Origin of the sequence: Photobacterium sp. GB-72, from assembly GCF_003026095.1 — a bacterium.
Lineage (GTDB): Bacteria > Pseudomonadota > Gammaproteobacteria > Enterobacterales > Vibrionaceae > Photobacterium.
On record NZ_PYNV01000008.1, the window covers coordinates 134501 to 160446 of the forward strand.

24 protein-coding genes are annotated in these 25946 nt (G+C 37.2%); 12 read left to right on the plus strand and 12 right to left on the minus strand.

What is annotated here, in order from left to right; translation table 11 throughout:
• Nucleotides 1-10: 10 nt before the first annotated feature.
• Together C9J40_RS11130 and C9J40_RS11135 are read right to left on the minus strand one after the other, a co-directional pair.
• Nucleotides 11-454, minus strand: a complete 444-nt coding sequence (locus C9J40_RS11130; protein WP_107207038.1) for an NUDIX domain-containing protein — start codon at nt 452-454, stop codon at nt 11-13.
• 329 nt (nt 455-783) lie between these two features.
• Nucleotides 784-3609 (minus strand): FAD-binding and (Fe-S)-binding domain-containing protein, encoded by a 2826-nt coding sequence (locus C9J40_RS11135; RefSeq protein ID WP_107246860.1) that lies wholly within the window; start codon nt 3607-3609, stop codon nt 784-786.
• Between the two features lie 122 nt (nt 3610-3731).
• Here C9J40_RS11135 and C9J40_RS11140 point away from each other — a divergent pair, with 122 nt between their 5' ends.
• Nucleotides 3732-4637, plus strand: coding sequence for a LysR family transcriptional regulator (locus C9J40_RS11140; protein ID WP_107207040.1), 906 nt, complete (start codon nt 3732-3734; stop codon nt 4635-4637).
• Nucleotides 4638-4643: 6 nt separating this feature from the next.
• Here C9J40_RS11140 and C9J40_RS11145 read toward each other — a convergent pair whose 3' ends face one another.
• Nucleotides 4644-5126, minus strand: a complete 483-nt coding sequence (locus tag C9J40_RS11145; protein ID WP_107207041.1) for a GreA/GreB family elongation factor — start codon at nt 5124-5126, stop codon at nt 4644-4646.
• Between the two features lie 284 nt (nt 5127-5410).
• Here C9J40_RS11145 and C9J40_RS11150 point away from each other — a divergent pair, with 284 nt between their 5' ends.
• A complete protein-coding gene (locus C9J40_RS11150; RefSeq protein WP_107207042.1) occupies nt 5411-5821 on the plus strand; it encodes a hypothetical protein in 411 nt (136 codons plus the stop codon).
• Nucleotides 5822-5905: 84 nt separating this feature from the next.
• Here the strand turns inward: C9J40_RS11150 and C9J40_RS11155 are convergent, their stop codons facing one another.
• A complete protein-coding gene (locus tag C9J40_RS11155) occupies nt 5906-6481 on the minus strand; it encodes a porin family protein (protein ID WP_107207043.1) in 576 nt (191 codons plus the stop codon).
• A 443-nt stretch (nt 6482-6924) separates the two neighbouring features.
• Between C9J40_RS11155 and C9J40_RS11160 the strand changes: the two genes are divergently transcribed.
• From C9J40_RS11160 to C9J40_RS11185, 6 genes are all read left to right on the plus strand, one after another.
• Entirely contained in the window at nt 6925-7542 is a 618-nt protein-coding gene (locus C9J40_RS11160; RefSeq protein ID WP_107207044.1) for a hypothetical protein, read from the plus strand.
• Between the two features lie 977 nt (nt 7543-8519).
• Nucleotides 8520-9035, plus strand: coding sequence for an SRPBCC family protein (locus C9J40_RS11165; RefSeq protein WP_107207045.1), 516 nt, complete (start codon nt 8520-8522; stop codon nt 9033-9035).
• A 175-nt stretch (nt 9036-9210) separates the two neighbouring features.
• On the plus strand, nt 9211-9744 hold the full coding sequence (locus C9J40_RS11170) for a GNAT family N-acetyltransferase (RefSeq protein ID WP_107207046.1): 534 nt from the start codon (nt 9211-9213) through the stop codon (nt 9742-9744).
• Nucleotides 9745-9826: 82 nt separating this feature from the next.
• The gene (gene lhgO, locus C9J40_RS11175) at nt 9827-11020 is read left to right on the plus strand and encodes an L-2-hydroxyglutarate oxidase (RefSeq protein WP_107246862.1); all 1194 of its coding nucleotides are present in this window, start codon (nt 9827-9829) and stop codon (nt 11018-11020) included.
• 57 nt (nt 11021-11077) lie between these two features.
• On the plus strand, nt 11078-11383 hold the full coding sequence (locus C9J40_RS11180; protein ID WP_107207048.1) for a DUF1289 domain-containing protein: 306 nt from the start codon (nt 11078-11080) through the stop codon (nt 11381-11383).
• A 63-nt stretch (nt 11384-11446) separates the two neighbouring features.
• A complete protein-coding gene (locus C9J40_RS11185; RefSeq protein WP_107246863.1) occupies nt 11447-12481 on the plus strand; it encodes a hypothetical protein in 1035 nt (344 codons plus the stop codon).
• Nucleotides 12482-12563: 82 nt separating this feature from the next.
• Here C9J40_RS11185 and C9J40_RS11190 read toward each other — a convergent pair whose 3' ends face one another.
• Nucleotides 12564-14324, minus strand: coding sequence for a lysophospholipid acyltransferase family protein (locus tag C9J40_RS11190; protein ID WP_107207050.1), 1761 nt, complete (start codon nt 14322-14324; stop codon nt 12564-12566).
• Nucleotides 14325-14501: 177 nt separating this feature from the next.
• The gene (locus tag C9J40_RS11195) at nt 14502-14837 is read right to left on the minus strand and encodes a hypothetical protein (protein WP_005364081.1); all 336 of its coding nucleotides are present in this window, start codon (nt 14835-14837) and stop codon (nt 14502-14504) included.
• Between the two features lie 501 nt (nt 14838-15338).
• Here C9J40_RS11195 and C9J40_RS11200 point away from each other — a divergent pair.
• Nucleotides 15339-15827 (plus strand): CreA family protein, encoded by a 489-nt coding sequence (locus C9J40_RS11200; protein ID WP_045152230.1) that lies wholly within the window; start codon nt 15339-15341, stop codon nt 15825-15827.
• A gap of 70 nt (nt 15828-15897) precedes the next feature.
• Here the strand turns inward: C9J40_RS11200 and C9J40_RS11205 are convergent, their stop codons facing one another.
• From C9J40_RS11205 to C9J40_RS11215, 3 genes are all read right to left on the minus strand, one after another.
• The gene (locus tag C9J40_RS11205; protein ID WP_107207051.1) at nt 15898-16176 is read right to left on the minus strand and encodes a molybdenum cofactor biosynthesis protein; all 279 of its coding nucleotides are present in this window, start codon (nt 16174-16176) and stop codon (nt 15898-15900) included.
• Nucleotides 16177-16640: 464 nt separating this feature from the next.
• The gene (mog, locus tag C9J40_RS11210) at nt 16641-17174 is read right to left on the minus strand and encodes a molybdopterin adenylyltransferase (RefSeq protein WP_107246865.1); all 534 of its coding nucleotides are present in this window, start codon (nt 17172-17174) and stop codon (nt 16641-16643) included.
• A 147-nt stretch (nt 17175-17321) separates the two neighbouring features.
• Nucleotides 17322-17774 carry an isoprenylcysteine carboxylmethyltransferase family protein gene (locus C9J40_RS11215; protein ID WP_005364073.1) on the minus strand — a complete coding sequence of 151 codons (453 nt, stop codon included), beginning with the start codon at nt 17772-17774 and terminating at the stop codon, nt 17322-17324.
• A gap of 130 nt (nt 17775-17904) precedes the next feature.
• Here C9J40_RS11215 and C9J40_RS11220 point away from each other — a divergent pair, with 130 nt between their 5' ends.
• Both C9J40_RS11220 and C9J40_RS11225 read left to right on the plus strand, forming a co-directional pair.
• On the plus strand, nt 17905-18426 hold the full coding sequence (locus C9J40_RS11220; RefSeq protein ID WP_107207053.1) for a M48 family metallopeptidase: 522 nt from the start codon (nt 17905-17907) through the stop codon (nt 18424-18426).
• Between the two features lie 86 nt (nt 18427-18512).
• Entirely contained in the window at nt 18513-18863 is a 351-nt protein-coding gene (locus C9J40_RS11225; RefSeq protein WP_107246866.1) for a hypothetical protein, read from the plus strand.
• A 58-nt stretch (nt 18864-18921) separates the two neighbouring features.
• Here C9J40_RS11225 and C9J40_RS22150 read toward each other — a convergent pair whose 3' ends face one another.
• Both C9J40_RS22150 and C9J40_RS11230 read right to left on the minus strand, forming a co-directional pair.
• On the minus strand, nt 18922-19059 hold the full coding sequence (locus C9J40_RS22150) for a hypothetical protein (RefSeq protein WP_181316924.1): 138 nt from the start codon (nt 19057-19059) through the stop codon (nt 18922-18924).
• Nucleotides 19060-19262: 203 nt separating this feature from the next.
• On the minus strand, nt 19263-22049 hold the full coding sequence (locus C9J40_RS11230; protein ID WP_158259552.1) for a pitrilysin family protein: 2787 nt from the start codon (nt 22047-22049) through the stop codon (nt 19263-19265).
• A 396-nt stretch (nt 22050-22445) separates the two neighbouring features.
• On the opposite strand from C9J40_RS11230, the gene C9J40_RS11235 reads away from it, so the two are divergent.
• On the plus strand, nt 22446-22868 hold the full coding sequence (locus tag C9J40_RS11235) for a DUF3010 family protein (protein ID WP_006644285.1): 423 nt from the start codon (nt 22446-22448) through the stop codon (nt 22866-22868).
• Between the two features lie 187 nt (nt 22869-23055).
• On the opposite strand, the gene C9J40_RS11240 is transcribed toward C9J40_RS11235, so the two are convergent.
• A complete protein-coding gene (locus tag C9J40_RS11240; RefSeq protein ID WP_107207055.1) occupies nt 23056-25611 on the minus strand; it encodes a glycosyl hydrolase family 18 protein in 2556 nt (851 codons plus the stop codon).
• Nucleotides 25612-25946 lie beyond the last annotated feature (335 nt).

Here is a 25946-nt window from a genome sequence, read left to right on the forward strand (position 1 = left end):
AATCACGTATTTACAAATCACTGCCCCAAAATGCTGGTTGGGATTTTGTAAATTCTAATTGCGAAGACATTAGCCACTCTCTTAATGCTAATGGGTATAAATTACTCGTTACCAGATCTTCTTTTTTTAACCAAAAATAATCGATATGAGCTTCACAACTCTTAATAGTATCAAGATTATTATCTGTTTTTGATGACAATAAAAATAATAAGCATAGTTCAGTATTTAATTCTTGCCCTATATGCCAGTTATTTTCTACGGCCCCCAAAAAACAATCAATGTTAACCTTTAAGTTCGCTTCTTCATTCAATTCTCGAATCACCGTTGTCGCTGCTGATTCTTTTGCATCAATATGTCCACCAGGTAAAAATGTTTTATCATCACCTTTAACTCGGGTTACAAGCACTGCATCATCGTTAATTAAAATACCGCGAGCAGTTGAGTGAAAATGCATATTAAACCCTTTATATTATATGGGATTTATAATCCATAGCTGAATATTCACTCATCGTTAGATGAGTAATAACGGATAAATTACAAATCCGAAAAGAACCTATCGGCTAATCTATCTATATATTTAAATAGAGTTATAGATCTAATAGTATACGAAAAAACAACATGTTCTCTTAACTTTCAGCCAATCATTTATGCAATGTAATATATCAAAATAAGTCATTTAAAATAGCGTTCCAACCAAACAGCCTTATTTTATAAATAACCCTCATTGAACATAAAAAAACGCTGATACTTTCATATCAGCGTTTTCATTTAAAAATTGATCACTTACATACTGACTTTATCAACTAAATAGAGAATTGAGCGATACTCTATCCCGCTATGTTCAGATAGCCCTAACTCACAAGTACGACTATTTGAATAACCTTCAGTACAGTCTACAGGTACTTGACGTTTTAAAGGCGCTAGTGAACTTGCATTAAGTTCTGGTTTGGTAAAACCTTTATCGCCAGCAAAACCGCAACATGTAATGTCATCTGGAATAATCACTGTCTTCGCACAAGCTTTCGTGACTTTTTCCATCACCCCAGCTAACCCTTTACGACGTGAAGTACAGGTAATGTGTAACATCACAGGCTCTTCTTGCTGTGTTATAGCTAATTTGGGCAATACATAATTTGCGACAAATTCAAAAGGCTCGTAGATTTTAATTTCACTGCGTAGTGTTTCTTTTCCTGTACTTGCACAAGGGCTGGTATCCATTAATACAGGATAGGTTCCTTGGCTAGATGCTTCCCATAACGCATTTTCTAATTGCTGTGCTTTTTTCGCTGCCGTTTCAGGAAAACCTTTACTGGTATATGGCATACCACAACATTGATTGTTTAAATCCTTCGGAATAACAACTTCATAGCCCGCTTTTTCAAGCAGAGAGATCGTCACATCGACTAATGGTCGAGGATCTTTTGCATTCGCTTCAGTGCCCATTGTACGTGCAGAACAACTCGGGAAATAAACGATCTTTTCTCGACCCACTTTTTTAACTTTCAACATTTCAGTGGATTTTACCGCGACAGGCATATGTGAAGACCACATCGGAATACGATGACCCGATAAGTCATAAGCCGCCTTCGTCAACTTACGCATTTTATTAGTGCCAAGTACCTTATGCATACCATTTGCGACAGTTAAACCAGTTTTAGCTACTGACGTAACAGTTGAAAAATGATCAGCAGTCCAGTTCGCAATTTGTTTTGCTTTATCTGTATGGTTTTGACGTAATTTACGAACAAGATCGCCGGTATTGATCCCAACAGGGCAACGATCGGCACATAATCCTGTTGCGGCACAGGTATCTAGGCCGTAGTAACGATAGGTTTTTTCCATCTGAGCAAGACGGCTAGGATCTTCGTTAGTTTTTCTTAAGCGAGAGATTTCACGAAATACTGTATTACGTTGGCGTGGTGTTAACGATAAATTACGAGAAGGACAAACAGGCTCACAGAAACCACATTCAACACACTTATCAATCAACTCATCCGCTTCAGGCATCCCTTTTAAGTTTTTGATATGTGATTCTTTGTCTTCATTGATGATCACACCAGGGTTTAAAATGCCGCGCTTATCAAAAATGCGTTTAATATTTTGCATTAATTGATAGCCATCAGCGCCCCACTCAAGCTCGATAAACGGCGCCATATTACGCCCAGTACCATGCTCTGCTTTTAATGACCCTTTATAATCAACGGCCACTAACTGAGCCACTGCATCCATAAAATCACTATAACGTGTTATTTCTACTTGGCTATCAAATGACTGCGTGAATACAAAGTGTAGATTTCCCGCCAATGCGTGACCAAAAATGATCGCTTCATGGTAATTGAACTGAGTAAATAACTCCTGTAGTTCACGTACAGCAGGGGCTAATTGTTCAATCGGAAAGGCTACATCTTCAATGATAACTGTGGTTCCAGTCTCTCGCACAGCCCCCACTGATGGGAATAGCTCTTTACGGATCCCCCATAACTGCTCACAGGTTTTGGTATCACGACTAAAATCAACCTGAGCAATCGGCGAGAAACCATTAATAATAGCTAGCAACTGTTCAATTTGTTGCTGTAATGCAGCCTCATTCTCAGCATGAATCTCTATCAATAATGCCGCGGCTTCAGTATCACCTTTTTCACCAAGCTCTGCGATAAAACCTGGCATTCCTGGCTTGTCGGCAACAGAAGCTAAAGAACGGCTATCCATTAATTCAACCGCAGCGACTGAAGTTTTACTCAACTCACTTACTGCAAGGCAAGTGATCTCAATATCACTGAAAACAAACAACCCAGATGCTTTGTGTGCATGATTCACAACTGTGTTGTAAGTTACGTCAGCAATAAAACCTAATGTGCCTTCTGAACCAATGAAAAGGTGTTGCAAAACGTCAATTGGATCATCAAAGTCAATCAGTGAATTAAGACTATAACCTGTGGTGTTTTTTAAACGGTACTTATGGCGGATCTTAGCTGCCAGTTCGCTATCTTCCTGACACTGGGTGACGAGTGTCATCAACTCATCAATCATTTCTGCATGACTGAGTTTAAAAGCTTCAACACTGGCACTATCTAATGTATTTAGCACTGTACCGTCAGCTAAAACAACCGTCATCCCAGCAACTGTGCGGTAACTATTCTCTGAAGTGCCACAACACATACCTGACGCATTGTTAGCGACAATACCACCAATTTTACAGGTATTGATTGAGCCAGGATCTGGGCCAATTTTACGGCCAAATGGCGCTAAATACGCATTGACTTCAGCACCAATGATTCCCGGCTGGAGCCAAATCTGTTCACCATCATTTAATATCTCATAATCACGCCAATTTCGAGTCAGCGTGATTAACACAGAATCGGACTGAGCTTGACCAGATAAGCTAGTACCAGCAGCTCTAAATGTCACCGGAATTTGGCGCTCGTAGCACGTTTTAACGGCAAAAATCACCTCTTGCAAACTATCCAGTTGAAGGACAACTTGAGGTGTTAAACGGTAAAAGCTAGCATCGGTACCATAGGCCAGTGCGAGTGTTGGATCGGTGATAATGCGACTTTTATCTATTTGTTGTTCTAATAGCGCAATCAGTTCAAGGTAGGGCTGCTGCATCATGGCTCCATGTATATATACGAGTTAATTGTTTTATTTCTTATAGGTATATTCTACTTTACTCTGTATGGTTGATAAATATTGACTAATTCACATGTTTGTTGAAAAAAGTACACTAATAAATGAAGACGACGAATAATCTACTCCTTTTTTATCACCTAATTGATAAAGGCTCTTTTAGCAAAGCAGCCGAACACATTGGCTTAACAAAATCGGTGGTAAGCAAACGTATCACAGCACTTGAACAAGCGTTAGGCGTTCAGCTTATTTATCGGACTACACGCAAATTGACACTGACAGAAGCTGGTGATGTTTTTTATCATCATGCGAGAGAAGTCTACAATGCGGTTCAAAATGCAGAAGATGCAATGAGTGGATTGGGAGAAAGCTTAACCGGTAAAATCCGTATTACTGTCCCTACCATTTCGGGCGAACTTATTTTACCCGAAGCAATTGCAGCATTTAGCCGTCAATATCCTGAGATTCATATTGAAATGGAACTCGACAATCGCTTTGTTGATTTAGTACAGGAAGGATTTGATATTGCGATAAGAACAGGCGCAATGCCAGATTCAAGCTTTATTGCCCGTCAATTGGTTCAAGCTCGCTGGGTGATATGTGCATCCCCCAGCTATATCAAGCAATATGGCATACCAACACAGCCTTATGATTTAGAAAAACATAACTGTCTGGGTTATAGCTTCCAAGAAACAGGGGCGAACGAATGGCTAATTGAAGATACATTAGGTATTCATACCGTTAAAGTAAAAGGCAACTTTACCACTAATAACGCTTCTGCTTTACGTGGCGCGGCATTACACGGACAAGGCTTAGTCTACATTCCCAAAGTATTAGTCGCTGAAGATCTTAAAAAAGGTCGCTTGATTGAAGTTCTCACTGATTATGTTGCGAAATCATTAGGCATTTATGCGGTATATCCGTATACCAAACAGCAACCAATGAAAGTGAAACTCTTCATTGAGCATATTTATCAGTATTATCAAAAATACCGAGATACCTTTAAATAAAATGATTTAATTGATCGCCATAACTTCATACCAAGTGACATTATCACCAATATGAACATCGACTTCTTCACCGATCTCACGACCAATCAATGCATCACCAAATGGCGAAGTTGGTGTCACTATCGTGACAGAATACTGATCAAACGTTACGACTAGTCCACCAGAGCTGGGGCCCAGAAAAACAAAACGCACGTTATCATCTTCATCAGCTAACGTTACAATATGCCCAAGTAGTACAGTATCAAAGGCTTTAGGTAAGTTAGCTTGTAATACTTGATAAGCTGCTATATCAGCTTTGCACTCTTCTACTCTTTGTGCCTGACCATGCGCTAAATAAGACGCTTCAAGCGCCAATGTGTCATATTGATTTTCGGCAACATTTTCATCATCAGTCGCCGTATTATAGGCACGTAAAGCCGCTTCAGTCGCCGCTTCTAATATTTGTTGTAGCCTAATTTGTACCTGATTTAATAACTTTTGCTTATTCACTATTACTGCCTATGATCTCAAACGCGCCATATCATAATACGACTTTGTCTGAATTCATATTTTCGTCATTGTGTATCTTCCTAAAAAGCGACTTATCTAGAACAAGATCCCCCTAAAAGAGCATTTAACGATCAATTAAAAGTAACATTGACAGATATAATGACTAAAGATGTCGCTTAATCTTTGGCGAAAAATCACTAGCAATTGTCGTGTACTATCAAAACAAAATAAAACAGTCTGTTAAAGTAACCACAGCTTTAATAAAACAACAAAAGGTACACTCAATGACAGAATCAAGAGCTCCTGACTGGGATAATATAAAAACTTACGAGAAGTTATATCAGGAAATATTAGTCAACCCTGATACATCAAAGTTTCATCATTATTTTACGGAAGATTGCTATATAAATATTAACGATAAAGAATATGATGCTGATGCTTTTAAGCAACGTATGGTTTGGTTGAAAAAGAATGCAAAGGTTAAAGTTGAAGTAGTTAACTTTTTTACCTCAAAAGACGGCACTAAGATAACAGACACGCATTTATCTCACTCCGTAGATACAGAAGGAATCAAGAGAACTTTTCGTGTTATGCAACAATCCGAACTTGAAAATGGCAGGATAAAAAGATTTATCGACAATACATTTATGCTTAGTGGTAGTGATTCAGATTATAGTATTACAACAAATAAATAATTTTATTGCTTACCTTTTAGCTTCTACATCGCATAGCACCCCACTTTATGTGAGGTGCTACGTTTTTATAAATAATTAAATTTATTAGAATTTATAATCAACACTCCAAACAATTTGCTCTGTTCCTTTTAAACGAACACCATCTGTTTTGTAATTTTGATCAAGATAACGGTATGTAAGATCTGATGAAATATTATCCGTTAGTTGAACCATTGCACCTAGTTGTCCACCCCATACAAAATCAGTAGAGCTATCTTTACCACTCGCTTCTGATGTCTTAGCTGTTAATTTATTATGAGCAGCACCCATTGACGCACCAGCAAAAAGGTTAATATTAGAAGTGACTGGTACTAGGTAATCATAAGAAACTAAAAATAAATCTTGTTTATGCTTAGCCTTGATAGTTTCTTCTCCAGATTCAGCGATATTGAATTTATCTTTCTTATAACCGTAAGTTGCCATTAAGCGGTGATGGTTATCGACAATTACACCACCACGGATTTGATAGCTAGCATCTTCACTATGCATTTTAGCTGCATCTTTAAAGTTATCTAATTGATAACCCACACCACCACCCATAAATGTTTCCACATTTGTTGCCATCGCTGGCGCTGATACGATACCTGCTAAAACGACCGTAGATAAAATAGACTTTTTCATGATTTTATTCCTAACTTATTGTTATTAGTGAAAGTCATTAATCTAAAGGGAAGATTAATTGGCTTTCAAAATACCTGTGTCTTTTCGTTAGCAACAAAACTAAAGCATCTCTCCTGTACGAAAACTTAACAAATAAAACACTATTTTATTAACTAAATGCAACCTGAATAGAGCTGAATTTAAGCGTCTAAAAAGCACTTCAAGTGTAAGTATTTATTTCAAACACATGATAATTCATTTAGAAAATAGAAATCGATTTCTGGTTCATTACTATGCTTTTTATTTTTCGCGTAGACTGTCAGCTAATGACTTTTTAGAATGAATGCTTTGTTTATGTTGAGCTTGGTTCCAAAACAGTCTTTCGCTATTTACTCTAATAACAAAATTTCATTACTAATAAGGTAATAATTAAAGTTAACCACTTTAAACACGATAGCAATAATATGGACATCACTCGTGAACAACCAAACTCAAGCATGACGAATAACGAAATCATGAAAAAACAATTAAAAACAAGATTGACGCTGCATACGTTCGCCACTTTCTTATTGCTAGCTAGCTCTGCGCCGCTATATGCTTATGCTCTTTCACCTATTCACTTACTGAACTATGTCGATTCATATGGCAATGTCTCATTAAGAAATAGTAGAGATATACAACTACCCGATCCTCTTGTGATCACTGGTAACTTGAATCTTGAAAAAAGCAAGATTTCACAACTTCCACGTAGCCTGACTGTAAATGGTAATCTTAATCTTGCTTATACTGAAGTTGAGTACCTCCCCGTGGTATTTAACGTCGATGGATTCGTTAACCTTGCTCATTCAAAAATTAAAGCACTTAACTATGGTATGAGAGTAAAGGGAGATCTCAGTTTAATGGGAACGGAGATCCAAACGCTTCCAGATAACCTTTATGTCAAAGGGGATCTTTACTTAAACAACAGCAAAATAACTAAACTTCCTAATCAAATCATCGTTGATGGCGATATCCACATTAAGGGCACTCAAATAACAAGCATTCCAGATAATGCAAAAATAAAAGGTCGTATTATCAATTAACAAGCCATTGGATTATTTTGCATTTAAAAATAGCAATCGTTTGCCTTTTAATTTAAATGCCTATCTAAATATAGTTAAATGCGAATTTTAAATATAAGAAAGCCAGAAATATTCATTTATTTCTGGCCACTGATACTCAATAAGTATTTAAATTTACATTACTAAGATTTTGAACATTTAACGGGGGATTTGCTAAATGTATAAGACTTTCTGAATCACCTAAAAGAAAGCCTTTCTGTCAGCATTGATTATGCTTTTTCAACTTTAGTAGTTTGATTTTTATAGTAAAACCACTGTCTACGGTTACGTGTTTTCATTTAAAACCTCTCATTAATCTTATATGAGTAAGGTTGATATCACTAAAATTAATACCGTTCTTACTCTTTACTTATCTGTTCTACTTAAACAACTTGATGTGACATAAACATGACATCACAATAGTTTTTTTGTGAACATCTTTTTTTATTAATATATCTTAGGCAGCAAACTATCAGAAAAGTTCACAGTAGATTATTAAAATGATTTTTATAGATATGGGTTCGATAGGAAGTATTGAAATGCAACCATAGCTAAATATTATCAGCTACGTTTTCTTACTTTAAAAAACCTCGAACAATTTATATCGACAATTTAATATATGTATCTTTTGCTCATTTGACAACCACTAAAATAGATTTTTTTTGTGATTCAACTCTTTATTTTATTATACAAGTGATCATACCCTATTAACGATAATCTTAACCTATTGCAAAATAAGTATATTTTTATAACTATCGGCAATCTATACCAACGTCCTACCCTCTCAAAAATTTAATCAAAACAGCCAATTTTCACTTTTTATTATTAATATCATCACCAATTCATTCCTTTTAATACCATCATAAAAAAGAAAAAATCCCTTTAAAGCTTGCGCTTTGGCTTCCAACAACCAATTGTAAATGGTATGTTAGATGTAATTAAGTGCTATGGAGACGATAATGACGATTCATACCGTTACTTTAGAGGTAACCGCTAATGTACCTAAAACCGTCCTCTTTGCATTACTTTCTGATCACGCTAAATTAGGGCGTTTTTTTAATGCTCAGTACTCGTTGATTCGCTCAGGAAAACCAGAGATTAATGGGATCGGTGCTATACGCGAAGTCATTCAAGGGCCATTTACATATCAAGAGCAAATCATTGATTTTAAAGAAAATGAACACATTCACTATCAAATAATTCAAGGCGCTCCAGTGAATGAACATGGCGGGTGGATAAAGTTTAAAAGTATCAATGCAACCCAAAGTAAAATTCATTATCGCATTACTTTTTCCCCTAAAATTAAAGGCACTGGCTGGTTAATTAAGTTTCAAATACAAAACTTCTTAAAACAAGCACTAGCAAACGTGATTAAACACAGTGAAGATATGTGGAAATCCACAACGACAGCGAAACCTTATTCACGTAATACCACTTCAATAAAAGACATTCCAACCAAAGCCCGCATTAAATAATGCGCAACAGCAAATCGCGATCAACTCTACATTTTTGATTTTCTCTTCCCATAAACATGCCTCTTGTTGCGCGATCTTTGATTGAATCGAGGACGTACATATCAAAATACGTTTTAATAGCTCAACAATATGCCTTTAATTGCATTAATAACTACGTTGAGAGGTCGTTAAGACTATGTACCAATCACAACCACTACTAACAACTGACAGATTAATTCTTCGTCCACTACAATTATCAGATGCGACAAAAATTCAACATTTAGCAGGCAACATCGATATTGCAAATAGTACTATCAATGTTCCTCATCCTTACTCTGACGGTATGGCGGGTAAATGGATTGGTAAGCATTTAGGTGGTTGGCTCACCCAGAACTCAGCAATCTTTGCGATAACATTAAAAGCAAATCACCAACTGGTTGGCTGTGCTGGACTTGAAAATATACAAAACGGGAGTGGTCAATTGGGTTATTGGATTGGTGTACCTTACTGGGGCAATGGATATTGTACTGAAGCGGTTGAACGTCTTAAAGAGTTTGGTTTTAACCGATTACATCTCAAACATATTTATGGTCGCCACAGTAAAAGCATCACAGATCCTGCAAAGGTCATGCTAAAAGTGGGTATGTGCCCTGTTGATAAACTTTCTATTGCTTCTATAGACAATATAAATGATGACATTTCACTGTATGAGATCACAACCTCAGCATGATACCGACTGAATAACGACTCCGTATAGTAAGTAGCCTTATGATAACTCTCATCACGCATCGCCATACCAATGGGAGGTTTTAGTGTTAGATTGTGACTTTCTAGTTATTGGGGCTGGAATAATTGGATTAAGTACAGCATGGGAGCTGCAACAACGTTTTCCCCAAAAAAAGATATGGGTTATCGAAAAAGAAGCTCATGAAGCTTTCCATCAAACAGGCCACAATAGTGGTGTCATACATGCTGGTATTTATTACCCTCCAGGCAGCTTAAAAAGTGATTTTTGTCTTCGTGGTAATCAAGCTATTAAAGCCTTTTGTAATGAATTTAATATCCCTTTCGAACAATGTGGAAAATTAGTCGTTGCCACAAACCTAACCGAGCAACAACGTTTACAACAATTAGCATTACGAGCTGCTCATCTTGATATTGATATCACCCTTCTTGATCAGCATGCACTGAAACAACAAGAGCCTAACATTACAGGCATGAGTGCTATTTTTGTCCCAGATTCTGCCATCGTTAATTATCGATTGATTTGTCAAAAACTTGTTGAGTTGATCCGACATCACAACGGTCATGTTATTTTTAATCAAACCGTTGAAGCAATAGAAGAAAATACTGATAGCGTTGCTGTTAAAAGTAAAACGAAAACATTTGTCGCGGGTAAATTAATTGCGTGTGCTGGACTACAATCCGATAGAATTGTTTCTATGCTCGGTACTCAACCCTCATTTTCTATTGTTCCTTTTAGAGGCGATTACTATCAACTCCCAAACAAGCACAACGATCAAATAAACCATTTAATCTATCCTGTCCCAGATCCTACCTTGCCTTTTCTAGGGATCCACTTAACTAAAATGATCGATGGCAGCATTACTGTTGGACCCAATGCCGTCCTCAATTTTGCGCGTGAAGCTTATGATTCACCAATGTTTAATCTTAAAGATAGTTTGGACTTACTTAGCTTTAAAGGCTTATATCCTCTGCTATACAAACACTTATCATCAGCATTGACAGAGTTTACTCAAGCAGTATGGAAACCTTCTTATTTAGCTAAAGTACAGAGCTATTACCCTCAATTAACAACCTCTGATTTACAACCGTATCCATGCGGGATACGAGCCCAAGCGGTGAATAAACAAGGCCAACTGATTGATGATTTTATGTTTCATCAAACAACATTAAGCCTTGTCGTATGTAACGCGCCTTCACCAGCGGCTACGTCATGCTTTCCTATCGCTCAGTATATTGTTGATAAGCTACGCTATGAGTGAGTGATGTTTTTGATATACTCGCCAACATCAAAAATTATCGTAAAAAGGGATCTTGTAGTGAAAAGCCCATGTGTTGCCAAGTGTAAAAATAGTGATGGTATCTGTAGTGGTTGCTTACGCACCATGAAAGAAGTTATCGAATGGCAAAACTTTGATGATGCCAAGCGAGAATCAGTTATGGCTGAAATAAAGGGGCAGCCTGATACTCATTTTTGCCCTGAATGCCATGAGCCCGCACATTGCGATATTAGTGCGGGAAAGACAACGTGTTGGTGTTTCGAATTAGATAAACGCGATACTGCAGATTGTCCTTCAGGACGCTGCTTATGTCGTCAGTGCTTATCAAAGCAACCTCTCGCTTAATAATAAATGGCGTTCTAACTTATATAGATCGCTTTGCACGCCTTTTGTTACTAGGACAGTGAAATGACACTTAAGCTTAATAAAAGAAAAGTACAAATCCTTGATGAAGCCATTACGCACTGGGAACAAGAAAAACTTGTAACTATGGAACAAAGTGAACACTTACGGCAAAGTTATCAAGTTGCAAATTTTGACTGGAAACTGCTTGCTGTTTATTCATTCTGGATAGCTATTGCTTGTTTTATCCTCTCCGTCATTTTATTAGTTGCTGATAACTATTTAATGTCGTTATTGGCCAAATTGATTAATACTCCTGCCAGTGTTTTAACTATTTTTACTGCGTTTTTATCTGCCGCTTTATACTATCTAGGTGTTAGAAGACGTACTAAGTTCCCTGAAAAAAGTATTAGTAATGAAGCCATTTTCTTTTTTGGTGTTTTACTCACAGCTGTTTCTGTCGGTTTTTTAAGTAAAACAGCATTCGCTGAACATTGGCGAGAAAGTCTATTTATTGCTATTCCTGCCATCATCTATTGTGGGTTAGGTATCAAGTTAAGATCAGTTTTAATTTGGTTATTTTTCTTATTAAGCGCGGGGCTTTATTTACTCTCAGAAACGTCCTATTTAAGTGATAGCCATTACCTCTTTTTAGGAATGAATATTCCGCTGCAATTTACTTGTTTTGGCGCCATCATTATCTTAATTAGTCTATTTTTTCCAAAAATAAAAATAGTAAAACCACTAACAGAAGCAACGCGTTTTGCTGGACTGTTCTATTTTTTCACTTTTTTATGGCTACTGACTATATTCGGTAACTATGACAGTTTTCATGAGTGGTCACAGATAAAACAAGTGGAATTATGGGCATGGAGCCTTTTAGCTTTGGCTTGTTGTACTATCGCAATTGTTATTGGCATAAAAACTAATGATGTTATGACGCGTGCATTTGGTATTACTTTTATGTTAGTTGTGCTGTATACCGAATATTTCACGTATTTTTGGGGCGAGATCCATAAAGCACTTTTCTTTGCGATACTTGCACTTAGCTTTTGGTTTATCGGAACACGAGCTGAAAAGTTGTGGCAACCTAATCAGTAAATAACACACATTCTCCCTCACCATGAAAATGGGATAGCTTAATAGTAAAGCTATCCCATTATGAAAGTCATCGATTCAATCTCTATCGATGATAGGCTATGTACTGTTTGGCCTTTTTAAGTCCCATATACTTAGCCAGCGTCTTTTCTGCTACCTGACGTAAATCAACCACAACTAAACCATCTAACGCATCATTAAAAGCAGGATCAACATTAAAGCAAAGTAGCTTGCCATTTAAGCTTAGATATTGCCTTAATAAGACAGGAACACCTTTCTTATCGTTATCTAATCGACTCACAACTTTTGAGAGCAGTTGAATATCAGTAAGCGCGGCCAATATATCGGGATGATGATAACAACGATCCCCTTTCGGCAAAGGATAACTCGGCTTTACCAACGTTGCTACCTGCTGATCGTAATAGTGCACCTCTAGACTAGCCGCTAATAATTGGCGAGCCTCTAAACTATAGTCATTACTTATACTCACAGGACCAAATAAGTGCGTATATTGCGGATGACGATAGACAAATTCGCATATTCCCTTCCACAGTAACAATAGTGGGCTAAGGCTACGCTGATAAGGCTGAGCAACAAAAGAACGTCCTAATTCTAATGAATTACCTAACTGTTTCACTAACGCCTGATCATAATTAAACAAGGTTCTTGAGTATAACCCTTCAATCCCTTGCTGCTGTATGATTTGATCAGATGCTCCTAAACGATATGCACCAACCAACTGCTGCTGCTCTTTATCCCATACGAATAAATGATAATAAAAGTCATCAAACCGATCTAAGTCCAATGCTTTTCCAGTGCCTTCCCCGACAGCCCTAAAATTAACTTCTCGCACTCTACCAATTTCTTTTAATAAATGTGGCGCGTCTGCAGCTGTGGTGCAATAAACATCAAAGCGAGAATTTTCAATAAGCTTCTGATCATGTGGCAAATGTGCAATTTCTGCTGCTAGTAATTGAGCTGGGATAGGAGGATGGATCGTAGCCATTTCAGGGTTCGATACTGGTTCTTGCTTTGTTGACTGAGATAAATAGCTTGAACCTAAAAGATATGTATTGAGCCGTAAGTAATTAACTAATTGATAGTCATCATTAATATTTTTCACTTCCGAATAATGTATAGCTTCACCGATCGCTAGCCCTATACATTGTTGGCGTTTATTTAGCATCTCTCGCCCAAGCATTGCTGTACGTAATAAAGGATGAATTTTCCCTGCTAAATAAAACTTTTTACTGTTTTCACCACTAATAAAAATCGGCACTACAACTGCTTTATGTCGGCGAATAAAGCGACTGACCGAGCGATTCCAACTTTTATCGACTAACCTTTTTTTTTGATCTTTAGTCGATACTTCTCCTGCTGGGAATACCAGCAATAAGCCCCCCGCAGCAAGGTGATGATGTGCTTCTCTTACTGCTTTTGCATTCGCTTTTACTGTGGATTGACTTTCAAAAACATCAACGCCAATGAACAGAGAATCTAATTCAGGCACTGTTTTTAAATATTGATTAGCCAAAATTTTTATATCTGCACGAACTGAGAGCAGAAGCTCAGCAAGAATAATGCCTTCCACACCGCCAAGAGGATGATTGGCAACAATCAAGGTTGATCCTTGCTGTGGGATCGTTTGTACCGAGCCTTGTTGGAGTTGATAATCAATCCCTAACGATTCTAACGCATAGCGCACAAAAGTTGTTCTATCTGAATCAACGGGGCGTTTTAAATAATACTGATTAAGCTGCTTTAGTCCTGTCACCCATTCAGCCACGTTCTCAGCAATACCTAGTGGCGTTTTTCTTGGAAGTAAAAAAGGCGTGTCCGTTTCCATACTTTCACCGCAAATCACCGAATTTGGTGTCAGTATAAAAAGGATAAATGACGAAGGGGTTTCAATCTATTGCCGTTTTAATGACAAAAATAAAGCCACTGTTTAAAGTGGCTTTATATCGGTAAATTATTTATAAACGCTATCTGTAACAAAGTCGATACTCAAAAAATAGATATATTATCTTACTGCTTGCATTTCAAGATTATAAAGACGGATCTCATGTAATACACGTTCTGTCAGAATTTCATTCATGTTGTCACGAACTGACGCTTGCATTTCCGATATAGCAGGAAATACGTTCTCATGCATTTCATCTAAACATTCCTTTGATACCTTCATTTTTAAATCAAACTCAAAAGATGCTAGAGCCAAAAACTTCTCCATTCGCTCTAAAACGACATCAATCATGTATTGATCAGCATTTAAATCAAGCAGTTCCTGCTCAACAATGGTTTCTAAAGGTGTCCGTTCTCTCGGTTGTTCTTTTACTGGAAAAGTAAGAATATTCGACATAATATCCTCCCATAGACAGTAACTGTGAAGTCCCTAACAAATTTCCCTGTAACAATACCGTTACATTTATCCTATGTGTATTTATTCATTCTGAAAAGCACAATTTTGAAAAAACGTTATAAGTATAACATTTTTTAAATCTAACATGCCCTATCCTAACCCTATAAAACCTTTAATAAACATATAGATAAACAAATAAAAATAAATTTAAACTTTTCTTATTTTTTTTTCGTACAACTATCAACGATGACCAATATTGTTCGATTTTCATGCATTTCCTCTAACAAAACGTTTTTGATTTGGAGCCTTGTAGCGCCACTTATCCGAGTTACTCAAGCCGTATCTCGGTTTTTTTTGTCCTAAAAATAGCAAAACCTTAATATGTGGTTTAAATATCAAACGTTTAGTGAAAATAAGACATTTTTCACGTATAAAGCTATATATTTGATCTACCGTAAATAAAAACAAATCGATTACGGCGAATAGACTAAGGAGAGAATAATGAAAAAAGCCATAATGGTGGCAGGATTGGTAGCATCAGCGCTATTAACAAGTGGTTGTTCAGATAATGAAGTTGGCGATGTATCACTAGGGGTATTTACCACCAAAGATATTAAATTAAATACTTTAGTTGACCCATTAGTGCCCGGTGTTACCTGTCATATAGCAAGTATTGAGGCAGATTTAAGCCTTGCAGATCCATCCGATTCATCGATTTCATGTCGTCAAACAGGTGAAATAACACCTGATATGATTGCAAAAATAGACAAATCGAAATCGGGTGAAGTGGTATTTAAAAAGTCGAAAAGTATTTTCTTTAAAACAATGAAAATTCGTCGTATTTATGATCCTGCTTCTGAAACATTGATGTATTTATCATACTCAACAAAAGAAACATCAGGTAGCTACAAGCATAGCTTATCAACTGTGCCTCTTTGGGGAACGAAAGCTTACGTACCCAAAGACGTAACACCACAATCTGCGCAGTAATATCGGTTTATACACCGCAACCATGTACTTTTAACATAAATGGTTGCGGTATTCTGATAAAAAAAGTAATTTAAAACTTGTTAAATCGACCTTTAACCATGATCGAGCCGATCAATGCCATGACAAGGCCCGTTAATAACACCACAAAGTTTTTATGACGCTCAGCGGCTAAAACTTTTTCTGCATAATTTGCATTAGGCAAATCAGTACTGCTCGCATGAATATATGCACCCATTTCCATTAGTACGTGCTCTTGTCCGACCATACCACTTAAAGAAATACTTGCCCATAATAACGATACAACGCCAATTGAAATTGAAATAAAACCCCAGCTTTGTTTAACATCCATATTCTAGCCTGCTTTAAAAACCATAAAACATACTGTTTATTTATATAATGGATAAATACACAGTATGTGTAATAAATATCAGAGATGTTCCTCTTTGGTCGCATAGAATATTATAATAGCAATTGAAAAACAAATGATTAATATAAAGTCAAATACTGTTCAAAAAGGCACCAAATATAAGTTTAAGTATATATTTAAAAAACAAAAATAACTAACTACATGTTTTTAAATGATTTTATTTTTTACGTGTTTTTTTTGAATTTCAGTTTTGAAAATATGAATAAATAATTTTGGAATTCATATTTATATTATGCTTAATTTCGTGAGAAAGTACTAATTTCATTTACAAAAAAATAACAAGAAAAGATATGAAACTCATAATGCTGTATATATATACACTGCCTTTTTACTCTGGCTAAATAAAAAAGTAACCATAAGGTTACTTTTTTATTTATAGCGCTATATTACTTCTGTTTTGGTCTAAAAGGCTTTATCACCGCATCATCACATTCTAAGAATGGACCATCCATTAAATCAATACAGTATGGAATTGCAGGAAAAACAGCATCTAAGCATTCGCGAATCGATTTAGGCTTACCTGGTAAATTAACAATTAAGCTATCGCCACGTAAACCCGCAGTTTGGCGAGACAATATCGCAGTGGGTACAAACTTAAGTGATTCAGCACGCATCAATTCACCAAAACCTGGCATCATACGATCGCAAACCGCTTCAGTCGCTTCAGGTGTCACGTCACGCTTAGCAGGGCCAGTGCCGCCTGTCGTAACAATAAGGCTGCAATTTTCTTCATCTGCCATTGCAATAAGTGTTGCTTCAATCACATTTTGCTCATCAGGGATCACCTTATAAACAGGCTCCCACTCTGAGGTTAAATAATCATTTAGCGTATCGATAATCGCTTGGCCTGAAATGTCTTCATAAATGCCAGCACTTGCGCGATCACTTACCGTAACAATACCAATTTTCGCTTTGCTCATTCGTTTTCCCTCAGTTTTCTTTTGTCTCTTTATTACTTAATCTTTTAAGTAATAAGTTCACATGCTCGCAAGTGTAAGGAAAATAACGTCGAGGTAAACCGTTATTTTCCTTACACTCTCTATTATCAATTAATATCGTATGACGCATTAACACCAACGACGAACATTTCTGCAATATTGCAAATATTCATCACCAAACATAGCGAGTAATACCTCTTCTTCGGGCTCTATTTGAAAATTATTCATCACCCATATAAAAATAGGTACGATCACAAAGCAACTCAGCGCGGAAAAATAAAAAGCAGCAGCTAATAGGAAAAAGACTAACCCTATATACATTGGATTACGCGTAAAGCGATAAATACCGGTCGTCACCAACCGTGATGTTTTCTGTGGATGGCGGGGATCAATTGTTGTATTGGCCTTTGCAAACGCAATTATCGCTGTAAATCCTGGGATAACGCCAATAAAACACAACACCGAAACCAGTAAACTCTTACCACTAAAGTCAATGGTTAGAATCGGATAAAAGCGAGAAAGTAAGTACATGGCTAACACGGATAATAACAATAATATTGGAGGTGGGACACGCAACGACATACAAAGAGCCTTCTAAAACAGATTAAGATATCACTTTGATATTATAGATATAATTATATCCAGTAGATATTTTATTTGCCTCAAATGCGATCAACTTATAGCATGACCGTTTTATCTATTTTGTCACGTTATGCAGCCACTAAAATATCTACAGGGTTACCCAACTCATCTTACTGAGCAAGTACAACAGCTTATCGATAATGATACGCTAAAGACTCTGCTCTTAAAGCGCTACCCGACGCCACATAACATCAAAACAGAAAAAGCACTGTATGATTATGTCGTTGAACTTAAAAATGCCTATCTAAAAAAATCAGCACCGATCAGTAAAGTGGCTTACGATAATAAGATCAACGTTATTAATCATGCACTAGGTCTACATACCTTCATCTCGCGTGTTCATGGAAGTAAGCTAAAAGCCAAGCATGAAATCCGTATTGCTTCCGTCTTTAAGTCTGCGCCACTTGAGTTCCTGCGTATGATTGTGGTTCATGAATTGGCACACTTGCGAGAGAAAGAACACAATAAAGCGTTCTACGCACTATGTTGCCATATGGAACCTCGCTATCACCAATTGGAGTTCGATATGCGTATGTACCTGACCCAACTCGAACTATTAGGCCCAATTTATTCTCAACCGAAAAACGATTAAGGCCAGTACTCCTCTTTCTATGGAAAAATTAGGTCGTCGATTTAATTACGATTACAATAACGTAAAACGTCACAGAGATATTAAGCATGCAACAAGAAGAATTTGAGATTTTAGTAAAAGAATTGGCAGCACTCGATAGCGTTTCAGCGATCCTAAATGCCTTAAAAGACAACGATGAGCCTGAAATTGCAGAAACAGCAACAGCAATGATTGGTCACTTTAGTCTTGCTGAAATCGACGGGCAACAGCGTATTTACCACGTTTTCACTCAAGAAAACGATCAAGGCGAAGAAGAAGAGTTTGCCGAGTGGGTAATGAATGCTAATGATGAGCTGATGCGCTTCATTGCATGGTTCTTCTACACGACCTTTGAAATTAACGATAAAGAAACGTATCAAGCTGCAGGTCGTTCGTACACACCTGCAAAACGTAGCTAATACGAAAGAATTTACACCGCCAATAACGTTCTTTTATTGGCGGTTTCTAGCTACACACTTATTCTTCTTCATCTTGAACACGAGGCACCCAGTTACATAACGTAAGCATTTTGATTATGGCATCATATTCTTCGTTATTTTCAGTATCATTAAGACGTTGAAGGTAAAATTGCGACATCACATTCGTTATAGTCATAACGGTTCTCCTCTCTAGAAACTGTACTCAGTTTGCTAAAAATAACCGTAACTAAAAACAGAACAAATGCGATTTTCCCCTTCCCTATTTCACCATTATCGATGCAATTACACTGACTAAAACGTCATGAATATAGAAATGTGGAACAGTTTTCTAGTTTTATTATCCTTATTTAATTTAAAAAGCTTTATCACTGAAAAACGCTAAGGTAAAACAGTTAAAGTGACCTGCCCCGCATTTTTTAAATAGTGGTTAATCAATGAGTCAATATAAGCCTTATCAATTTCATCAACCACAGTTTGTGGCTCTAGAACTGCACCGATAGGAAAGCCATTGATAAAATCTCGATGAACAAACCAAGCCCGATCTTTCGGCAACTTATCATTATCAAGCATCGCTAAAACTAACGCTTTTTTATGCTCATCCAACTCAAATTGCGGTACTCCTGTTTTATAAAGATCAGCTAATGCATACTCCACCGCCTCAATACCTTTTTTTGCATCTTTTTTATCAGTTACCACGTTTATCTGACATCGTGCATAATTACTTCCAGGTGTTGCAGAGCCACACCAAGCGTTAGGTGAATAGGTCAGCGAGAGTTCTTCTCTAACATAGGTAAGCATTTTTCTTTGTAAGATTCGAGAGATAAGATCTGACGCATAGATATCTTTAATATTCGGTTCTGTTGCCTCAAAAATAAAATTAAACACTAAATCTGCACGATCTAATTTATTAATCCCCCTTTTTAAACTCACTTTCTTATTTAAAACGGGTTGTTTTTTCGTTGTATATTGATGCTTTTTGCCTTCTGGTAAGCTACCTATATATTTTTCTATTAAGGCTTTCACTTTTAACGGTTCAAAATCACCAATTACAGTGAGTTTATACCCATTCGCATGACCAAATAACCGCTTATATACAGTTTTGACTTTGTCTTTATCAAGATCATATAACTGTTTAAGTGATAACTTACCTTCATAAGGATTATGTGAAAACAAGTCACCTTTCGTGACCGACTCAAAGTTAGGATCATTATTTCTGGTCCATTGAATCATAGATTGCTTAACATGATGAAACACAGTGTCATCAATTTCTCCGTTTAACATAGCAGCATAAATACTCGACATCGCAAAATCTAAATTGTCTGCCACCGTTTCTATCGTGAAGCCTTGTGTCGTATTGCTAATATAAGGAATTAGCTGAGTATTATTGAGTTGAAACAACTGTGTCGTTTGCTGATTCGTCATACCTGACAAACCACTGTTAAAATATATATCGGTTAACGCAACAGCAGCAGCTCTATATTTAGGATCAAGTATTGTAATACCACCTGGCGCTGAAAATTCTAAATACACTTTTCCATCAGCACTGGCATCAGGCTGTAATAAAACCGCGACGCCATTGTCTAAATGTAATTCTTGCATATTATATTTAGGATGATCACTACTTTTAACAATTTTACCTAAGGAAGGTGAATTGACGATTAATGCTTTACTCTCTGTGACCAAACTACCATTAGGTAGACTCTGCTTAGTCAAAAGAATCTGCTGAATATCAGCAATAATCTTATCTGTATCTGGAGCCCCTGCCCCTTTTGTATAAAACGCGCTAAATTGTGGCTTAACTAATACTTCAGACGTAAAATTATTAATTTCATCTAAACGTATTTCAGCTAAAAATTTTTTCGCTAAAGTGTTATCTAACGATGGAGAAACATTCACTTTATTATGTATTAATGAATCTAACGCTCTGTTTATAATATCAACTGATTTCTGATTTTTATAATCAACATTTGATTTTATTATCTGTGCTGATAATAAATTTTTTTGTAGCTCAAACTCTTCATTGGTGAAACCATATTGATGTAATCTAGCCACTTCACTTGCTAAAAATTTTATTGCTCCGCTTCTATTCTTATAAAAATTATCATGACCAACACCTAATGAGTAAACCCACTTATTACCGGCATCATTCGGTGTCCCAAGATAAGAATATGCATATTTATAAGGTGTTTTTAACAACTCATTACTTCGCGTTAAACGATGATTAATCAATTGATTCAAAAAGTTAACTAATCTATTATGATAATCATCTTGATACGTTTTATATTGATAATCTGACAAATTAAATACAAGCGATGACGTTTCTTCTTTTATCTGTGAGCTAAAAACGGTAAAAGGCGTTTGCTTAAAGGTTGGTAAATGCGGTGGTTGTTTCAACTCTAATTGGCGATACCCTTTAAAATCAGAGAACTGTTCTTTTATAAATTTAACTGTGGTCTTCTCTTTTACATTTCCTACAATTAAAAGCTCCATATTAGTAGGGTGATACCAACTATCATAGTAAGCCTTAAGACCTTTATGTGTAGCTTTCTTTATACTATTAACTGTACCTGTTATTTTCTGATATTGATATTTAGTTCCCTCACCAAAATTCTCCATATAAGCAATATAAGGATTATCAATTAAATTAGCACGAGCATAAATTTCACCTTGGACAACACCTATCTCTTTCGCTATTTCATCTTGTTCCAAATTTATTTGATAACTAATATCAGCTAAATATTGTAAAACTTTTTTTAATAATTGCTCATTACCCTCAGGAATGCTTAGTTGATAGACGGTATTTTCAAAACTTGTAAAAGCATTTAGATCACGGCCAAACTCTAATCCAGCTTGCTCAAAAAGCCTGATAATTTCGTTTTTAGGAAAATGTTTTGTGCCATTAAATGCCATATGCTCAAGCAAATGAGCATAACCTTTTTGCTGATCCGTTTCTTGTACAGAGCCCGCTTTAACGCGAAGATATAACTGTATTCGATCGCTTTGCTCATCAACTGGCAATATGTGATATGTAAAACCTGTAACAAGCTTTCCAGTGATCCAAGCCGGATCTTGAGGTAATAATAAATGATCACTATCAGCTCTTGCGTTAACCGAAACAACCATGGTTAACAATAATAGCCCTAAATGCATGATTGGTTGTTTCATACAACGCACTAAAACATTGATAGCTAAATCTAGCTTTGCTGTATCAGAGCCATTATTTCTACAAAAAAAAACCGATATTACCCTTAAAAAGTTAAGAAACATTGTCACTACTACCACGCAAAATACTTAGTAGTAATTATTCATATTACTTTTTAACAATCTTAAAATGATTTGATTTTTACGATGTAGTTCATCATAAAATAATGCAACGCTATACCATTACGAAAAAATGCGTTTACATATCTTATTCATTTCCCCTCTCTTTCATTGTCCTTTACGAAGACTCACTCATTAGGCGCCTCTAACTCAAAGAACGATAAAAATGTAATAGGTACTAACAGCAAATCACTTTTTCGCCTACAATAAGCGCCAAAATATTCAGATTCAGGTGTTAACATGAAAATTTGTGCTGTTGAGCTACGTAGTAACGAAGCGGTTATTTGTCTTCTTTCACTTCAAAATGGCATGTTCGATATTCCACAATGTCGTACACAAAAGTTCATCATGGAAGATTCTCTAGATAACCAACAAATGCGTGATTTCCAATTCGCATTTAAAAAGCTACTGGATGATTACCAAGTAGATAAGGTTGTTATCCGTAACCGTGAAACGCGTGGCAAATTTGCAGGTAGCGCAGTAGGTTTTAAATTAGAATCGGCTATCCAGCTTATTCCAGATGTTGATGTTAACTTCATGACCAATGCTGACATTAAGCAAAAGCTAAAGCGTAACCCAATGGCGGTTGACTTCCGTGATACCGGTTTACGTCAATTCCAAGAAGCTGCATTTACAACAGGCTACGCATTTCTTAGCCGTTAATACATTAACTAACATAATGTAATCAATATCTTAAAGGCGCTTTGCTTAATGCTTAGCGCCTTTTTTATCCGCATAATAAAAAATCCCCTGAGACACTAAATGTCTCAGGGGATAATTACTTAAAGCATGTTGTAATGGCTGATGAGTAGATTATTGCTGCACTATTACCAGCTCATTAATTTTACGCTTATTGACAGTTAGCTACGCCAACTTCTTTCCATACACCCCATTGACCAGATTTCGCAGGGTCTTCGCCACGTGTCCACCACTTAGCTTCCCAAACCTTACCATCTTTAGTCGCTTGGTCACCGCCAGTGTAAACTGTTGCTGCGTCCCATGCGTTATCACATGTATCAACAGGTGGCTCTACCGTTGTATGTTTAGCAACAACAACTGTCGCTGAAGCGCTTGAGCTTGCTTCACCATCAGATACCGTAACAGTAAAGACTACGTTAGTGTCTTGCGAGTACTCAGCCGCAGTAAATAGTACTTGTGAACCATTAACTGTTGCATTAACACCAGCTGGTAATGTCCAATCAAATGTTAGCGTATCACCCGCATCTGCATCAGAAGAAGCTGATGCATCAACAACAACTACATCGCCAGCGTTTGCTGTTTGTGGTGCAGTTACACTTGCAACTGGTGCCGTGTTTGTTGGTGGTACGACAACATCTTTAGGAGTTACAGTGACAACAACAGTATCTGATGACGATGCACCTTTGTTATCTGTTACTGTTAGTTTGAACGTTAATTGCTCAGCTTCTACCACTTCTGCAGCGGCAAAACTTGCTGTAGCAGAATCAGCACCAGTTAATGCTACCGCTGTACCTGATACTTGCTCCCAAGCATAACTAGCAATGCTACCATCTGAGTCTTTCGAGCTTGAACCATCAAGTGTTACAGATGCAGGACCTGAAACCGTTTGATCCACGCCAGCTGCTGCTGTTGGTGCCTTGTTTGGCTTATCAATCACCGCGCCCGATACACCTTCATGCATTGCATTTAGGATATCACCGTTATCCGCATCAATTTCCCATGAGAATAAACCAGCAAGGCCAAGTGATTTAACGTAGTTACCTTTAGCTTTAACAGAACGCTCATCATCAAATGTGATCAAGTCACCTGTTGAACGATTCCACACATACGGTGCTTCTGCTTGCTCATCGTAACCATATTCAAAGCCATTGATACCTTGGCTGTTAGCACCAAGCATGTATGATTTAATGCCTTTGTAATCAATAACGCCGTCTTCCCAAACACCTTGAGCTTTGCTGCCCGTCAGTTTGCCAGTACCTGTACCTGTCATTGGATCTGTTGGATCTGTTAGCGTATCAGGTGTTACACCCGTCCAACCACGACCATACATTGCAGCACCAAGAACCAGTTTGTTAGCAGGAACGCCCTGATCGAGCAGTAACTGAATACCAATATCAGAGGTGTATGCAGGTCCTTTGTACGGTTCGCCATTTTCATCTAGACCAGTACCGTCACACTGACCAGGACGCATGAAGTTACCACAGTAAAGTGCTGTTTGGTGACCAGGAACGTTGTTCCAACCGCCGTAGAAGTCGTATGTCATTGCGAAGATGTAATCCATGTATTGGATAGCTTCGCCATAATCAACGTCTTCAATTTTATCGTAACCAACACCGATTGCTGATGTTAGCTCATAAGTACGACCTGTATCAGCTTCTAGCTTATCAAGCATCGCACGCAGTTCACGCATTAACGCAATGTAAGCAGGACCATCTTTTACTACATCACCGCGATCTGCTGCTTGGCCGCCGCCACCAGGGAATTCCCAGTCAATATCTACACCATCATAGAATTTCCATGTTTTTAGGAATTTCTCAACAGAGGCAACGAATGTGTCACGGTTTGCTTTATCTACAAAATCAAAGAATGGGTCAGACAATGTCCAGCCACCGATTGATGGGATAATTTTCAGATCAGGGTTACGCTGTTTCAATGCCATTAGCATTGCGTAGTTACCCTTGATAGGTGTGCTATATTCATGACCTGCTTGCTTAAAGCTCTTTTGGAATGCAGCCCATGGGTCATGGATAACAACTTCGTAATCATTAACACCTTTACACGCAGTTTGTAGTGCGTTGAAGCTATTACCACCTACCGATTTCACAGACTCGTTTGGACCACAAATTGGGATGAAGCCATAAAGAATATGGGTCAAGTTGTCTGCAGGAATGTTATCTACTGTATATTCACGGCCGTAGATACCCCACTCAACGAAATACGTCCCCATAACAACGCTTGGGTCGGTATCAAATGATTTGTTGTTTGGATCAACATTCATTGCTAGAGGAGGTAAGTGGGAACCATCTGTATCTGCAATGGTGATTTGTGCTGGCGCACTTTTCGCACATCCTGTTTCGTCACAGGCTTCGATTTCCATTTGGTACAAGCCGCCTTGCTCGTACTCAAAAGAAGCGGTGGTTTGACTACCTTTGATTGGACCAGATGCGACCTTTTCACCATCAAAATAGATGTTGTAAGTATCGCCTGATTTACCACTCCATTGGTTAAATTTCACATTAATCTTAGCTTTGTCATGGTATTTAACCATGTCGTTATAGCCAGATGTTGTTTCCATCGCTAGCTCAATTTTAGAGAACTGAAGGTTGTTAGAACCATACAGATCAATGCTTGGTGCCGTAGGGGCCGCGAAAGCAGCGCCTGACAGTGCAAGGGATATTCCTGCTGCACAAAGGTTAAATCGAATCATAATCTATCTCTCAATCCTTGAATTTATACTCAACATTAAGCATATAATGCTTCTACGTCTGGTACAGGGTATGACTTTTTTTATTAGTAGAAACATGTATTCAGCATTTCAGAGACTGGCTATTTTTCAAAAAAAATAAGTCAGGGATCAATTCTTTTGCACAAATATTCGTACAAGAATTTCTAGATTTCATGGATTTTGCAACAAGAGGCAAACAATCAACAACATTTTGATAACATTTAACCGTATTAAAAATCCCCCTCGAAAAGCTATTTTTAGGCCAAAAAAAGTTTTTTTTAGAAGGAGAAAAACAAAGCCATCGATAACTTTTATAA